The organism is Streptomyces alboflavus, assembly GCF_000716675.1.
GTDB classification, from domain to species: Bacteria; Actinomycetota; Actinomycetes; order Streptomycetales; family Streptomycetaceae; genus Streptomyces; species Streptomyces alboflavus.
The window spans coordinates 61,525-76,401 of the sequence record NZ_JNXT01000034.1; the positions used below are offsets into that span (position 1 = coordinate 61,525).

Sequence of the window (14,877 nt, forward strand, 5' to 3'; positions counted from 1 at the left end):
CCCGGGCCCCGGGGCGGGCGCGGCTCTCACATGCCGCCGGTGTGCACCTGGAACGCCGCCCGGCGCACGGCCTTCGCGAGCGCCGGGTCCGGGTGGGCCGCGGCGAGCGCGACGAGGACCTGCACGGTGCGCGGATGGCCGACGGTGCGCACCTCGTCGATGAGCGCGGGCACGGTGGGCTGCGGCGCCGACTCCAGGTGACGCACGAGCAGTTCGGCCTCGCCGTGGTCGGCGACGGCCGCCGCGGTGTCGACCCACAGCCAGGTGGACTCCGCCCGGGTCAGGACGAGATGGACGTCCTCGGGGTCGGTGCCCTCGTGCTCGGCGAGCCACAGCAGGGCGTAGGGCCGCAGCGAGGTCTCGTCGACGACGGCGCGGACGTCCGGCTCGGCCGGGGCGCCGACGACCCGCAGGGCCTCGAAGGCGAGGCCGCGCAGCAGGGCGTCCTCGCCCCGGGCGGCGTCGAGGAGTTCGGTGACGGCGGTGCCCACGTCCCGGGCGGCGAGCCAGGCGCGGTACTCGGCGCGGGCCGCGTTGGGCCGCAGCCGGGCGCACCCCCGGAGCATGTCCTCGGCGGACTGCTCGATGTGCCCCGCCGGGCTCTGCGCGGCCACGCAGATCTGCTCCAGCTTGACCCACACCGCCCAGCTGCCCAGCGGGGTGAGGGTGGCCTGGCTGTCGGCGCAGGTGAGGGCGCCGACGGCGGACAGGGCCTGCAACGCCCAGTCGAGCAGGGCGGGAAGCGGGGGCTGGGTCGCGCAGTCGTCGGGCTCCGTGGGGCCGGCCGGGGCGGTGGCGGCCTGGGGCGGGGCGGCGTCGGCGCGGGCGGGGACAGCGGTGACCGGGGCCGCGGAGGCCGGGGCGGCGGAGGCCGGGGGCGGCACCGCCTCCCGGTGCGGTGCGGGCCGGGACGGGGGCTCGGGCTCCGCCTGCGGGCCGTACGGGATCTCGCAGCGCTCGGTGCGCAGTTCCCGGACGCGCTGGTCCAGGAGGTCCAGGAGTTGCGGCACGGGCACGGGGCCCGCCGACAGCTGGAGGAAGGAGAGGAGCTGGGGGACGGCCTCGACGGCCTCCGCGACGGTGGCGGGCGGAAGTTCGGCGGGGGCGGGGTGGACGAGCGACCAGGCGTCGAACAGGGCGACCCAGCCGCGCAGGACCGCGGCGTCGTCCCGGTCCCAGGCGCGCAGCCGCCAGCCGGGGCGTGCGGTGCCGCCGTGCACCTCGACGAGTCCGGCCAGGCGGGCGGTGTCCCAGTCGGCACGGACCTGGTGGACCGTCATGTCGAGTGCGGCGGCCGCGCGTTCGGCGGTCGCGTCGGAGAGGGCGCCGCCGGTCGAGGCGTTGGGCCCGGTGTCAGCCCTGCCCTTGCCCGCCGCGCGCAGGGGGCCGGTGTCGGGGCGCAGGGCCTGGTCGGCCCAGCGGGCGACGCGTACGGCGCTCGCCAGGCCCGCGCGGGCCATGCGGGCCAGCTCGGCGGGCGCGGGGGTGCCCTCCGGCGGCGGGGGCGCGGGACGGCGCGAGCGGCGCTGGGTCACCGCGCCGGGGGCGCCGAGGGGGCCGCGCGCTCGGCCGCGCTCCGCCTCCGCTCGCCTTTCGGCCCTCGGGGACGGTGTGCGGACGAGGTGGAGCCGGGAGTCGCGCGGGATACGGGACGTCACGGGAGCAGTCTTCCTGTTGACGGTCCGAAAACCCAAACGGAATCCCGTCGGGGGCCTGGAAAGCGGACCCCAGAGCGGTCGCGGAGCGTCAGGCCCAGAGGTGGGAAGGGGGTCGCATCGGCTACATCAAGGGGGTGAGGAAGCGGCGCAGCGCCTCTTCGTACCGTGCGGAGTCGGCGTTCCACATGGCGCCGTGGGGCGCATCCGGAACGGCGTGCAGGGTGACGAGGTCAGGGCGTTTTCCGGCCAGTGCCCGGGAGAGCTCCCAGGGTGCGACGGTGTCGCCGGGGCCGTGCAGGACGAGGGTCGGAACCCGCAGGGCGGCGGGGTCGGCGGCGTCGGGGAGGCGGTCGCCGCGCAGACCGGTGCGGCCCTGGGCGGCGCGCACGGCCAGCGGGAGCAGCGCGCCGGGGGTGCGGCGGGCGGTGGCCAGGGCGCGCAGCGTGGTCTCCCAGTCGAGCACCGGCGAGTCCAGGACCAGGCCCTTGACGCGGTCGCGCAGGGCGGAGCGGGCGGCGGCGTGCAGGGCCATCGAGGCGCCGGTGGACCAGCCGTACAGGACGACGTCGCGGGCTCCGTAGCGCACGGCGTAGCGGATGGCGGCGTCCAGGTCGCGCCATTCGGTCTCGCCGAGGTGGCCGAGACCGTCCGGTGGCCGGGGCGCGCCCAGGTCACCGCGGTAGGCGAGGTCGAGCACCGGCAGCTGCTGGCGGCGCAGGAAGTCCATGACGACCATCGGGTGCTCGCGGGTGGTGCCGAGGCCGTGCACGGTGATCACCCAGGTGTCGCGGGCGCCGGGCACGAACCAGGCGGGCAGCGGACCCAGTTCGCCGGGGACGTCGACGTCGGCGTGGTGGATGCCGAGCGCCCCGCGCGGGTCGCCGATGTGGACCTGTGGCGTGAGCCGGACCCGGGCGCCGGGCTCCAGGGTGCCGTGGGTGACGCGTTCGAGGCGGCGCACGACGGTGTCGGCCTCGTGCGGGGCGGCGTCGAGGACCGGGCCGACGACGGCGTGGCAGCCGTCGCCGCTCAGGCCGTACAGGCCGGGGCGCCGGGAGGCCAGGGATCGGGTGAGGGCGATCTGTCCTGCGGCCGTGGAGTGCACGGTCAGACGTGGTTCCGTCGGCAGGGGGCGGCCCGCGGGGGCCTTCAGGGCGGCGTCGCTGGCGTAGCGCCCGGCCGCGATGGCGAGGGCGGTGGCGCCTAGGACGGCGGTTGCGGTGGTGACGGCGGCGGTCGTCGCTTTGGCAGGGCGCACCCCAACAGTGTCTGCGGGGTCGGGGAACGCGGCCAGTGGGCGGCGGCGCGGGAGTGCACTCCGCGCGGGGGCACCGACCGGTCCCGGCCGCCACCGGCACCTGGTCCCGGCCGCCACGCGCACCCCGGTCCCGGCCGCCACGCGCACCCGGCCGCTACCCCGCACCGCGCTCCCGGCCCGTACTCGCCCGGCCCGCCGAGCCGACCCCCGACCATGAGCCACCCCCGCCCCGCCTCGGGGCCGCGGTCAGCCTCCGTCCACCCTGTCCGCCCCGGCGGTCCCATTCGCCCTGCCGGACCCGTCCGCCCCAGCAGACCCGTTCGCCCCGCCGGGCCCGTCCATCCCAGCGGACCCGTCCACCCCGCCAGACCCGTCCGTCCCGCCGGACCCGTCCACCCCCGCCCCCCGCTGCCCGTACCCCTTCAGCTTCCGCCCCGCCTCGCTCACCCGTTCCGCGGACAGGATGCTCGGCGTGCGGCCGGGCACCGAGGTCGCGGTGAGCCAGAGGTGGCACATCCACTCCAATTGGGCGGTGCGGTCGAAGGCCTGGGAGAGGGAGTCCCCGTAGGCGACCGTGCCGTGGTTCTGGAGCAGGCAGGCCGTGCGGTCGCGCAGGGCGTGGAGCATGTGCTCGGCCAGCTCGTCGGTGCCGTACAGGGCGTACGGGGCGACGCGGACGGGGCCGCCGAGGGCGCCGGTCATGTAGTGGATGGGCGGGAGTTCCGGTACCAGGGTGGAGACGGCGGTGGCGTGCACGGCGTGGGTGTGGACGACGGCCCCGGCGTCGGTGGCGCGGTAGATCGCCAGGTGCATGGGCAGTTCGCTGGTGGGGCCGAGCGTGCCGAGGAGCCGCTCGCCGTCCAGGCCGACGCCGAGGATGTCCGCGGGCGTCAGCCGGTCGTAGGGGACGCCGCTCGGGGTGACGAGGACGGTGTCGCCGACGCGCACGGAGACGTTGCCGGAGGTGCCGACGACCAGGCCGTCCGTCACGGTCCTGCGGGCGGTCGCGACCAGCTCGTCCCAGGCCCGCGCGAGCGCCTCGCGCCCCGCACCCGCAGTGGTGTCGTGCCGCTGCTCAGTCATGCGGTGATCCTGCCAGAGGGCGCGGCCGCGGGGGCCGGGCGAGCGCGGCGTCCGGACATCGGGGCGAGCCATGGAATGGAATGGGGGGAGTCCGTGGAGCCTTGGAACACGGCACCGCCACACGGCCGGAGGTTTGAGACCTGTGGGCGGTCGGACGGCGGCGCCGGTCACGGCAGGTGATCAGGATCTCTTCTGCGGCTCGACGGCCCAGCTCAGCGGTTCGAACGGGGGTCGCCCGAAAGGACCACGGACGGCCTAATTCCGGGCCTCCCACGGGCCCTCGCCCTCACCCCGCCGCCCGAGTGGGTGTATGCCGGAAGGATGTGGAGTGACGGCACCCCGGTTCGAGTCACCGTGCGGCCCAACCCAGTTCACTTTCCGTTCATCCAGGTTGCCTACGTTCCACGAGCCACTGACGTCCAACAGAAGCCTGGGTAAATGGAACACATCACGCTTCTCCTCGGGATCGTGATCGTTACCGCTCTCGTGTTCGATTTCACGAACGGTTTCCACGACACAGCCAACGCGATGGCGACGACCATCTCGACCGGCGCTCTCAAGCCCAAGACGGCGGTGGCCATGTCCGCCGTGCTGAACCTCGTCGGAGCGTTCCTCTCCGTCGAAGTCGCCAAGACCATCTCCGGCGGCATCATCAATGAAGACGGTCTCAAGACCGAAGTGATCTTCGCGGCCCTGGTGGGCGCGATCCTCTGGAACCTGTTGACCTGGCTGCTCGGCCTGCCGTCCAGCTCCTCCCACGCCCTGTTCGGCGGCCTCATCGGCGCCGCCGTGATGTCGATGGGCTGGTCGTCGGTCAACGGCGGCACGGTCGTCACCAAGGTGCTGCTCCCCGCGGTCGCCGCCCCGCTCGTCGCCGGTATCGCGGCGACGCTCGCCACCCGGCTCACGTACAGGATCAGCAGCCGTACGGACGAGAAGGCGACCTCGAAGGGCTACCGCGCCGGGCAGATCGCCTCGGCCGGGCTCGTCTCGCTCGCCCACGGCACGAACGACGCCCAGAAGACGATGGGCATCATCACGCTGGCCCTGATCACCGGCGGCGTGCTCAACCCGGGCGCCAACCCCCCGATGTGGGTCATCGTCTCGGCCGGTGTCGCCATCGCGCTCGGCACGTACCTGGGCGGCTGGCGCATCATCCGCACCATGGGCAAGGGCCTCACCGAGCTGGCGCCGCCGCAGGGCTTCGCGGCGCAGACGTCCGCCGCGACGGCGATCCTCGCCTCCTCGCACATCGGCTTCTCCCTCTCCACCACCCAGGTCTGCTCCGGCGCCGTGATGGGCGCGGGCCTCGGCCGCAAGGGCGGCGTGGTCCGCTGGTCCACGGCGACGCGGATGTTCGTGGCGTGGGGCCTGACGCTCCCGGCCGCCGGTCTGGTCGGCGCGGGCGCCGAGCTCCTCACCAAGCAGGGCACCTGGGGCATCGCCACCACGGCCGCGCTCCTGGTCGGCGGCTCCGCCCTCATCTGGTCCCTTTCGCGCCGCCAGCCGGTCGACCACACGAACGTCACGGCCGACGAGATCGGCACCCCCGGCGCCGGCACCGCCGAACCCGCGGGCGTCGTGACCACGGCCATCGCCGCCGTCACCCCGCCCCCGGCGGGCCCGGTGACCACCGGCACCGGGACCTCCGCGGTCGAAGGCGCCGCGCCCGCCCCGTCCGTGGCGGACTCCGCCCGGCCCGCCACGGTGTAAGGAAGCAGCAGCATGAAGATCGACTGGGCAGCTCTCGGCTCCGTCTTCGGAGTCAGCCTCGTGGTGACCGTCGCCCTCGTGGGCCTGTTCACCCTTGGGATCGTCGGCCTCTCCAAGCACGAGCAGGCGCGGGCTGCCGGAGGCGGCACCGCCGCGATACCGGCGCGCCTGGGGGCGTACGCCTGCTTCGCGCTCTGCGCGGCGGCGGTCGCGTACGGGATCTCTCTGATCGTCGTCTGACGGCGCGGGCGCCGCAGCGCCCCGTCCGCAGAGCCCTGAGGGGCGGCCGAACCGGCCGCCCCTCAGGGCTTTTCGGCGTTCCGGCGCCTGGCCAGGAGGCCCGCGGACCGCGCGGGCGGCACGCGTTAGCGATCATCCTCGATCAGGCCACGCTGCGACTCGCTCATGTTCGATTAGACATGTGGCATACTGGGTAGCAGCACTCTGCTAGGGTCGGGCGCACATATGTCAGACAGAGCGGCTGCGCTGCGCTGCACGGCGGAGGGCCAGTCTGCGTTAGGCATACCTTCGTATCGCTGCCCTTCGTACGGCTTCATGGCGAGCTGACTCCTGGTCGTAGTGAAGGAGCCTCATGCCCAGCGAACTGGACCCGAGCCTGAACCGCCGTAAGCTCCGCATCGCCCTGCGCAAGGCCCGTGAGGACGCCGGGCAGACCCAGGGTGAGGCGGCGAACGAACTCGAATGGTCACTGTCGAAGCTGAACCGCATCGAGAAGGGCACCGTCAGTGTCTCGGTGACGGACCTGAGGGCGCTGCTGCGCCAGTACGGCGTGGACGACGAGGAGAAGGTGACGGAGCTCGTCAACGCCGCTCGGGGCTCGAAGGGCCAGTCGTGGTGGACGCAGTGGTCGGACGTCGCCAATCCCCGGTTCTCCGAATATCTGGGGTTCGAGGCCGCGGCGGTCTCCCTGCGCACTTACCAGCCCATCGTCGTCCCCGGCCTGCTGCACACCGAGGAGTACGCCGACGCCCTGGCCACCCCCGAGGTCAGCGACACGAACACGCGCCGCCGCCTGGTGGAGTTCCGCACCGCGCGCCAGGAGCGGGTCTTCGACCAGGACAACGGCATCGAGGACCTGCACTTCATCGTGGACGAGGCGGCGCTGCGCCGCCGGATCGGCACCCCGGCGGTGATGCGCGGCCAATTGCAGCGGCTCCTGGAGGTGGCGGAGCATCCGAACGCCACCCTCCAGGTGCTGCCGTTCACCGCCGGGGCGCTGCTGAGCACCCAGACCCCGTTCGCGCTCCTCGGCTTCAAGGACGACGACGACCTGATCTACGTGGAGTTCTCGCAGGCCGTCATCGCGACCCGGGAGAACTACGAGCTGGTCGCCAACTTCCAGGACTGCTTCGAGCAGTTGCAGGAGATCGCGTACAGCGGAAGCCAGGCGATCGACCTGATCAGCGAGGTCAGGGAAGGCTTCGCAGACTGATTCTCGGAGCCGTCCGCTCCGGGACGAGGGGAGGTCTCGCGCCATGTGGGTCGTCATGTTGGCACGGTGGCTGTGGCACCACCTGACGGCCGCGCAAGCCGCAGCCCCAGACGGCTCCCCCGGCTCCCCCGGCGCCCCTGGGGTCCCTGCCCCCGCGGGCGCCGACGGAGCGGGCGAGGCGGACCCGCCGCCGGGCCAGGACCTCACGGCACCCCCCGCCCCCACCCACGTCAACGACCTCATCCGGGAGGGCATGAAGGACCCCGACTTCGCCCGCGAGCTGGACCGGCTCCTCGACCACGAGCACCGGCGCAGCCTGCACTCCCAGGAACTGCAGACGCTCAGCTTCCTCGCCAAGACGGGCTGCGTCTCGCTGTGCCTGGCCGTCGTGGTCGTGACGATCGCACCCGCCGTGATCATCGGCCGGAGCGTCGTCGCGCACTACGACATCAGCCCCTGGCACTTCGCCGTCGTCCTCAGCGGCGTCTGCGGACTGCTCACCGCCGCCGTGGGCTGGGTCGTACGGACCCTCAGACGCGGCCGCCGCCAGGACCCCGCCGCTCCGGCCGAGCCCCGCCCGCCGGCCGACGGGGCGTCCGCGGACGGGCCCGCTCCACGGGCGGGCGCGGGATGAGTGACGCACGGCCCCACACGACACCGGCGGCGACCGCCACGGCGGCGGACGTCGCCAGCCACACGACGAGCCGTAACGGCACGCCCTCGACGAGGAGGGAGGCGAGCGCGCCCGTCAGGGCGGCGACGCAGCCGCAGAGTCCGCAGTACACCACCAGGGCGAGCCGCCTGGTGGACGGCGGGACATGCCTGCTCAGTGGCAGCTGCCTGCTCTCAACCCCCATGGTCTCCAGCCTTCCGTGCGCACGCTGGGACAGGTCACTCCACCCCGACTCTCCCCGAGGCCACCGCCCTCACAAACGCACGCCACGCCGGTGGCGTCACGGCCAGGTGCGTCTCGCCGCGGCGGTTGGAGTCACGCACCCACACCCGATCGCCGGGACGGGCCACTTCCACACAATCGCCGCCCGCCGTGGCGGTGTAACTGCTCTTGAACCACTGCGCTGCCGGTAAGTACGCGTCGGCCACACCGCCCCCTTGCCCCGTGCGCTCACAAGAGTCGGCGTCGCCCGAGCGGGTCCGCATGCCGCGCCGCTCTCCTGCTGTCAGGTTCAAGTTTACGAACGGGCGTTGCTCCCGCCTAGCCGTAAACCGGCCCCCGGAACCTTCCGTGTGGACCTCCGCACACTCTCCCGTCGCAGGTCAACAGCGAGTTGACGGGCGTCGTGGGCCGTGGTGGACTGCCGGAGCCATTTACGGCGGCAGGAGAGGAAGCCGGTGCGAATCCGGCGCGGTCCCGCCACTGTCACCGGGCGATCCGACGCGATCCCCGGGAGCCAGGAACTCTCGCCGCCGGTCTCGTCGAACCAGGGCGCGGAAACCCTGAGTGAGGACATATCGCCATGCGCGGCCGCCCGTTGCCGTCCCCTGCCCCGCCCGGGGCCCCGTGGCGGCCGAGATCGCTCCGCCGCGTGTCGGCGGGCTGACCCCCATGTGTGCCGATCGCGACTTCGCGTACGGCGCCGCCGCCGGACTCCTCGGTGACCTGCTGCTCGGCGATCCTCGCCGCGGGCATCCGGTCGCCGCGTTCGGGCGTGCGGCGGGGGCCGTCGAGCGGGTGCTGTGGCGCGACCACCGCGGGTGGGGCGCGCTGCACACCCTGGTGTGCGCCGGGGGCGCCGCCGGCGCCGGTGCGCTCGCTTCTTTCGCCGTACGCCGCTCGCGTGCCGCTTCCGTCGGGCTGACCGCCGCCGCGGCCTGGGCCGTCGTCGGCGGGACCTCCCTCGCGCGGGAGGCGCGCGCCATCGGGGGCGCCCTCGCCGCGGGGGACGTGGACGTCGCCCGGGAGCGGCTGCCCCATCTGTGCGGGCGTGATCCCGCGGCGCTCGACGCCGACGGGATCGCCCGGGCCGTCGTCGAGTCCGTCGCCGAGAACACGTCCGACGCCGTCGTGGGGGCGTTGGTGTGGGGGGCCGCCGCGGGGGTGCCGGGGCTGCTCGGGTTCCGGGCCGTCAACACGCTCGACGCGATGGTCGGGCACAGGTCCGCCAAGTACCGGCGCTACGGGTGGGCTTCCGCCCGGCTCGACGACGTCCTCGGGTGGCCGGGCGCCCGCCTCACCGCCGCGCTGGCCGTGGTCGCCGGGGACTCCCCACGGGGGGCGGTGCGGGCATGGCGCGCCGACGCCTCGAAGCACCCCAGCCCCAACGCGGGCGTCGTCGAGGCGTCCTTCGCAGGGGCGTTGGGGGTGCGGCTCGGGGGGACTCTCTCGTACGGGGGGCGGGTCGAGCATCGCCCTGTTCTCCACGGCGAGGGGCGTGCTGTCGAGGTGAGGGACATCGAACGGGCCGTCAGGCTGTCCCGGCGGGTCGGGTGGCTCGCCCTGGGTGTCGCGGTGGCCCTGGCCCCGCGGCGACGGAGGCGGTGCGCGTGAGCGGCGGGCTGCTGGTCGCCGGGACCACCTCCGACGCCGGGAAGAGCGTCGTCACCGCCGGGATCTGCCGGTGGCTCGCCCGCAAGGGGGTGTCCGTCGCGCCGTTCAAGGCGCAGAACATGTCGCTGAACTCGTTCGTCACGCGCGAGGGTGCCGAGATCGGGCGGGCGCAGGCCATGCAGGCGCAGGCCGCGCGGGTGGAGCCCAGCGCGCTGATGAATCCCGTGCTGCTCAAGCCGGGGAGCGACCGGTCCAGTCAGGTCGTGCTCATGGGCAAGCCGGTGGGCGAGATGAGCGCCCGGGGCTACCACGGGGGGCGGCAGGAGGCGCTGCTCGACACCGTCGTGGGATGCCTGGAGGAGCTTCGGGGCACGTATGACGCCGTGATCTGCGAAGGGGCGGGGAGTCCCGCCGAGATCAACCTCCGGCGCACCGACATCGTGAACATGGGGATCGCGCGGGCCGCCCGCTTCCCGGTCGTCGTGGTCGGGGACATCGACCGCGGGGGTGTGTTCGCCTCGTTCTTCGGGACCGTGGCGCTGCTCTCCCCCGCCGACCAGGAGCTGGTCGCGGGCTTCCTCGTCAACAAGTTCCGCGGGGACGTGTCGCTGCTCGAACCCGGGCTCGACATGCTGCGCGACCTCACCGGACGCGACACGTTCGGCGTGCTGCCGTTCCGGCACGGGCTCGGCATCGACGAGGAGGACGGTCTTCGGGTCTCGTTGCGCGGGGCGGTGCGGGAGTCCGTCGTGGCGGCGCCCGTCGGCGCGGACGTGCTGCGGGTCGCCGTGTGCGCGGTGCCGCTGATGTCCAACTTCACCGACGTGGACGCGCTCGCCGCCGAACCCGGCGTCGTGGTGCGGTTCGTGGACCGGGCCGAGGAACTCGTCGACGCGGACCTCGTCGTCGTACCGGGAACACGAGGGACCGTGCGCGCCCTTCAGTGGCTGCGGGAGCGCGGGCTCGCGGACGCGCTCGTGCGGCGGGCCGCCGAGAGGCTGCCCGTCCTCGGGATCTGCGGCGGCTTCCAGGTGCTCGGGGAGCGGATCGAGGACGACGTCGAGTCACGGGCCGGAACCGTGGACGGGCTCGGGCTGCTGCCCGTACGCGTCACGTTCCAGCGCGAGAAGACGCTCGCACGGCCCGTCGGCGAGGCGCTCGGCGAGCCGGTCGAGGGGTACGAGATCCACCACGGCGTCGCCGACGTCCTGGGCGGGGAACCCTTCCTGGACGGCTGCCGGGTCGGGGCCGTGTGGGGCACGCACTGGCACGGGTCGCTGGAGAGCGACGCGTTCCGGCGCCGCTTCCTCACCGAGGTCGCGCGCGCCGCGGGCCGCCGCTTCGTGCCCGCGCCCGACACCAGCTTCGCCGCCCTGCGCGAGGAACAGCTCGACCTCCTCGGCGACCTCATCGAAGAACACGCGGACACCGACGCGCTGCTGCGCCTGATCGAGACCGGCGCTCCGTCCGGTCTCCCCTTCATCGCACCGGGGGCACCCTCATGACCGTCCTTCTCCTGTCCACCGCCGACACGGACCTGCTCGCCGCCCGCGCCTCCGACGCGCCCTACCGCATCGCCAACCCGACCCGCGTCGACGTGCGCGAGGAACTGCCCGCGCTCCTCGACGGCGCGGACATCGCCGTCGTACGCCTCCTCGGTGGCAAGCGCGCCTGGGAGGACGGGCTCGCCGCGCTGAAGGCGGCCGGGATCCCGACCGTGCTGCTCGGCGGCGAGTCCGTGCCCGACGCCGAGCTGATGGCCGAGTCGTCGGTGCCCGCCGGCGTCGTCGCCGAGGCGCTGCGCTATCTCGTCGAGGGCGGCCCCGCCAACTTCGTGGAGCTGGAGCGGTTCCTGTCGGACACCGTGCTCCTGACCGGCCACGGCTTCGCCGAGCCGGTGAAGATGCCCGAGTACGGGGTGCACGGGGAGCGCGCGCACGTGGAGGGGCGCCCGACCGTCGGCGTGCTCTTCTACCGCGCGCACCAGCTGTCGGGGAACACCGCCTTCGTGGACACGCTGTGCGACGCCATCGAGGGCAAGGGCGCCAACGCCCTCGCCGTGTACTGCGGTTCGCTGCGCGGTGCCGACCCCGGCCTGTACGAGATCCTCGGGCGCGCCGACGCCCTCGTCGCCACCGTCCTCGCCGCGGGCGGCACGCACGCCTCCGACGCGAGCGCGGGCGGGGACGAGGAGGCCTGGGACATCGGGGCGCTCGCCGACCTCGACATCCCGGTCCTGCAAGGCCTGTGCCTCACCTCCTCCCGCGCCGCCTGGGACGAGTCCGACGCGGCGCTCTCCCCCATGGACGCCGCGATGCAGGTGGCCATCCCCGAGTTCGACGGCCGCGTCATCACCGTGCCGTTCAGCTTCAAGGAGCAGGGCCCCGACGACGTCCCCGTGTACGTCGCCGACCCCGAGCGGGCCGCCCGCGTCGCCGGAATCGCCGTCCGCCACGGCGCGCTGCGGCACAAGCCCAACGCCGAGAAGCGCCTCGGCCTGGTCTTCACCGCGTACCCGACCAAGCACAGCCGGGTCGGCAACGCCGTCGGCCTCGACACCCCCGCCTCCGCCGTGCGCGTCCTGGACGCCCTGCGGGACGCGGGCTACGTCGTCGAGGGCCACCCCGACAACGGCGACGAGCTGATCCACACCCTCATCAACGCCGGTGGCCACGACGTCGAATGGCTCACCGAGGAGCAGCTGGCCGCCGCCCCCGCGCGCGTGCCGCTGGCCGACTACCAGGCGTGGTTCAGCGCCCTCGACCCCGAGCTGCGCGACGGCATGCTGGAGGCCTGGGGCGAGCCGCCGGGCAGCCTCTACGTCGACGGCGGCGACATCGTGCTCGCCTCGCTCCGGTTCGGGAACGTCGTCGTGATGATCCAGCCGCCGCGCGGCTTCGGCGAGAACCCCATCGCGATCTACCACGACCCGGACATGCCGCCGTCCCACCACTACATGGCCGCGTACCGCTGGCTCGACCGCACTTTCGGCGCCGACGCCATCGTGCACATGGGCAAGCACGGCACCATGGAGTGGCTGCCCGGCAAGGGCCTCGGGCTCAGCGGTGGCTGCGCGCCGGACGCCGTGCTCGGCGACCTGCCGCTCGTCTACCCCTTCATCGTGAACGACCCCGGCGAGGGCACCCAGGCCAAGCGGCGCGGGCACGCCACCGTCGTGGACCACCTGGTGCCGCCGATGGCGCGCGCGGACACGTACGGGGACCTGGCCAAGCTGGAGCAACTCCTCGACGAGTACGCCCTGGTGAGCGACCTCGACCCGGTCAAGGCACCGGCCGTGCGGGCGCAGATCTGGACGCTGGTGAAGGCCGCGGAGCTGCACCACGACCTGCACGTCGACGACCAGCCGGACGACGACGCGTTCGACGAGTTCGTCATGCACATCGACGGCTATCTGTGCGAGATCAAGGACGTGCAGATCCGCGACGGGCTGCACATCCTCGGCGGCGGGCCCGTCGGCGAGGCGCGCGTCAACCTCGTCCTCGCGGTGCTTCGCGCCTCGCAGGTGTGGGGCGGTGCCGCCAACGCGCTGCCGGGGCTTCGGGCCTGTCTCGCGGAGCACTTCGGCCTGGACGAGAAGGAACTCCTCGGCGAGCCCGGTGCGGCGGTGAAGGTCGCCGACGGTCTCACGGCTCTGGTGGACGGGCCCGCCCGGACCGCCGCCGACGCCATCGATCTGCTCGAACAGCTCTGCCGCCGCCTCGCCGAGGGCATGGAGGAGCGCGGCTGGGACCTCGCCGCCGTGCGCGGGCTCGTCCGTGACGTCGTCGGCGTCGAACTGCCGCCCGCCGTCGCCGTCCTCGGCTTCGCCTGCGAGGAGGTCGTGCCCCGGCTCGCCCGCACCACCGACGAGATCGGGCACATCCTGCGCGCCCTCAACGGCGGCTACGTCCCCGCGGGCCCGTCGGGCTCCCCCACGCGCGGCCTCGTCAACGTCCTGCCGACCGGCCGCAACTTCTACTCCGTCGACCCCAAGGCCATCCCGTCCAGGCTGAGCTGGGAGGTCGGACAGTCCCTCGCCGACTCGCTCATCGCGCGCTATCTGGCCGACACCGGCGCGTACCCGAAGTCCGTGGGCCTGACCGTGTGGGGCACCTCCGCCATGCGCACCCAGGGCGACGACATCGCCGAGATCCTCGCGCTGCTCGGCTGCCGGCCCGTGTGGGACGACGCGTCGCGCCGCGTCACGGGCTTCGAGATCGTGCCCGTCGCGGAGCTGGGGCGGCCCCGCATCGACGTGACCGTCCGCATCTCCGGCTTCTTCCGCGACGCGTTCCCGCACGTCGTGGGGCTGATCGACGACGCCGTCCGCGCGGTCGCCGAGTTGGACGAGGCTCCGGACCAGAACTATGTACGCGCCCACGTCGACGAGGACGCCGCCGAGCACGGCGACCGGCGGCGCGCCACCGCCCGCATCTTCGGCTCCAAGCCCGGCGCGTACGGGGCGGGGCTGCTGCCGCTCATCGACGCCCGCAACTGGCGCTCCGACGCCGATCTGGCCGAGGTGTACGCGGTGTGGGGCGGCTACGCCTACGGGCGGGGGCTCGACGGGCGGGCCGCCCGGGGGGACATGGAGACGGCGTTCCGGCGGATCGCTGTGGCGGCGAAGAACGTCGACACGCGTGAGCACGATCTTGTCGACGCCGACGACTACTTCCAGTACCACGGTGGGATGGTCGCCATGGTGCGGCATCTGACCGGTGAGTCGCCCGAGGCGTACGTCGGGGACTCGGCCGTGCCCGATCAGGTGAAGACGCGGACGTTGGGGGAAGAGACCCACCGGGTCTTCCGGGCTCGCGTCGTCAATCCGCGGTGGATGGCCGCGATGCGGCGGCACGGGTACAAGGGGGCCTTCGAGATGGCGGCCACCGTGGACTATCTGTTCGGGTACGACGCGACCGCGGGTGTCGTGGACGACTGGATGTACGAGAAGTTGTCGGCGGAGTACGTGTTCGACCCGGAGAACCGGGCCTTCATGGAGAAGTCCAACCCGTGGGCGCTGCGGGGGATTTCCGAGCGGTTGCTGGAGGCGGCGGAGCGGGGGCTCTGGGCGGAGCCGGACGCGGAGACGTTGGAGCGGTTGCGGGCCACTTATCTGGAGCTTGAGGGGCAGCTTGAAGGGGGTGCGGAGTGAGGCCCTGCGGGGCTTTCCCCAGTCCCGCCCCTTCCCGAAACCGGGGGCTCCGCC

The 14,877-nt window shown here is 73.6% G+C and carries 10 protein-coding genes, 1 pseudogene and 1 riboswitch; of the genes and pseudogenes, 7 read left to right on the forward strand and 4 right to left on the reverse strand.

All coding sequences use genetic code 11. From position 1 onward, the window contains the following. Positions 1-26: 26 nt before the first annotated feature. The 3 genes and pseudogenes from OO63_RS24405 to OO63_RS24415 form a co-directional block, all read right to left on the reverse strand. On the reverse strand, positions 27-1,658 hold the full coding sequence (locus OO63_RS24405; RefSeq protein ID WP_397622235.1) for a hypothetical protein: 1,632 nt from the start codon (positions 1,656-1,658) through the stop codon (positions 27-29). A gap of 121 nt (positions 1,659-1,779) precedes the next feature. After that, positions 1,780-2,916, reverse strand: a complete 1,137-nt coding sequence (locus OO63_RS24410; RefSeq protein WP_030361333.1) for an alpha/beta hydrolase family protein — start codon at positions 2,914-2,916, stop codon at positions 1,780-1,782. A 402-nt stretch (positions 2,917-3,318) separates the two neighbouring features. Further along, positions 3,319-3,999 (reverse strand): annotated as a pseudogene (locus tag OO63_RS24415) (class II aldolase/adducin family protein); the annotation flags it as partial. Between the two features lie 438 nt (positions 4,000-4,437). On the opposite strand from OO63_RS24415, the gene OO63_RS24420 reads away from it, so the two are divergent. From OO63_RS24420 to OO63_RS24435, 4 genes are all read left to right on the forward strand, one after another. Beyond that, positions 4,438-5,712: an inorganic phosphate transporter gene (locus tag OO63_RS24420; protein WP_030361331.1), complete on the forward strand. Its 1,275-nt coding sequence runs from the start codon at positions 4,438-4,440 to the stop codon at positions 5,710-5,712. A 12-nt stretch (positions 5,713-5,724) separates the two neighbouring features. Continuing rightward, entirely contained in the window at positions 5,725-5,952 is a 228-nt protein-coding gene (locus OO63_RS24425; protein ID WP_030361330.1) for a hypothetical protein, read from the forward strand. Between the two features lie 352 nt (positions 5,953-6,304). Next, entirely contained in the window at positions 6,305-7,165 is an 861-nt protein-coding gene (locus OO63_RS24430; RefSeq protein ID WP_030361329.1) for a helix-turn-helix domain-containing protein, read from the forward strand. A 43-nt stretch (positions 7,166-7,208) separates the two neighbouring features. Continuing rightward, positions 7,209-7,799 carry a hypothetical protein gene (locus OO63_RS24435; protein WP_030361328.1) on the forward strand — a complete coding sequence of 197 codons (591 nt, stop codon included), beginning with the start codon at positions 7,209-7,211 and terminating at the stop codon, positions 7,797-7,799. A gap of 257 nt (positions 7,800-8,056) precedes the next feature. On the opposite strand, the gene OO63_RS24440 is transcribed toward OO63_RS24435, so the two are convergent. Further along, the gene (locus OO63_RS24440; RefSeq protein WP_078619328.1) at positions 8,057-8,323 is read right to left on the reverse strand and encodes a DUF397 domain-containing protein; all 267 of its coding nucleotides are present in this window, start codon (positions 8,321-8,323) and stop codon (positions 8,057-8,059) included. Between the two features lie 131 nt (positions 8,324-8,454). Next, positions 8,455-8,606: riboswitch (cobalamin riboswitch) on the forward strand. Between the two features lie 123 nt (positions 8,607-8,729). On the opposite strand from OO63_RS24440, the gene OO63_RS24445 reads away from it, so the two are divergent. From OO63_RS24445 to cobN, 3 genes are read left to right on the forward strand one after another with little or no spacing between them, the layout of a single operon-like run. Next, positions 8,730-9,671 (forward strand): cobalamin biosynthesis protein, encoded by a 942-nt coding sequence (locus OO63_RS24445; protein ID WP_030361326.1) that lies wholly within the window; start codon positions 8,730-8,732, stop codon positions 9,669-9,671. Then, positions 9,668-11,176 carry a cobyric acid synthase gene (locus OO63_RS24450; RefSeq protein WP_030361325.1) on the forward strand — a complete coding sequence of 503 codons (1,509 nt, stop codon included), beginning with the start codon at positions 9,668-9,670 and terminating at the stop codon, positions 11,174-11,176. The genes OO63_RS24445 and OO63_RS24450 overlap by 4 nt, the downstream gene beginning before the upstream one ends. Next, complete coding sequence (cobN, locus tag OO63_RS24455) at positions 11,173-14,823, forward strand: cobaltochelatase subunit CobN (protein ID WP_030361324.1); 3,651 nt, start codon at positions 11,173-11,175, stop codon at positions 14,821-14,823. The genes OO63_RS24450 and cobN overlap by 4 nt, the downstream gene beginning before the upstream one ends. Positions 14,824-14,877: the final 54 nt, after the last annotated feature.

Bases quoted from the DNA above. Each gene is read 5' to 3' on its own strand.
- OO63_RS24420 (WP_030361331.1), top strand. From the start codon at position 4,438: ATGGAACACATCACGCTTCTCCTCGGGATCGTGATCGTTACCGCTCTC.
- OO63_RS24425 (WP_030361330.1), top strand. From the start codon at position 5,725: ATGAAGATCGACTGGGCAGCTCTCGGCTCCGTCTTCGGAGTCAGCCTC.
- OO63_RS24430 (WP_030361329.1), top strand. From the start codon at position 6,305: ATGCCCAGCGAACTGGACCCGAGCCTGAACCGCCGTAAGCTCCGCATC.
- OO63_RS24435 (WP_030361328.1), top strand. From the start codon at position 7,209: ATGTGGGTCGTCATGTTGGCACGGTGGCTGTGGCACCACCTGACGGCC.
- OO63_RS24440 (WP_078619328.1), bottom strand. From the start codon at position 8,323: ATGCGGACCCGCTCGGGCGACGCCGACTCTTGTGAGCGCACGGGGCAA.
- OO63_RS24445 (WP_030361326.1), top strand. From the start codon at position 8,730: ATGTGTGCCGATCGCGACTTCGCGTACGGCGCCGCCGCCGGACTCCTC.
- cobN (WP_030361324.1), top strand. From the start codon at position 11,173: ATGACCGTCCTTCTCCTGTCCACCGCCGACACGGACCTGCTCGCCGCC.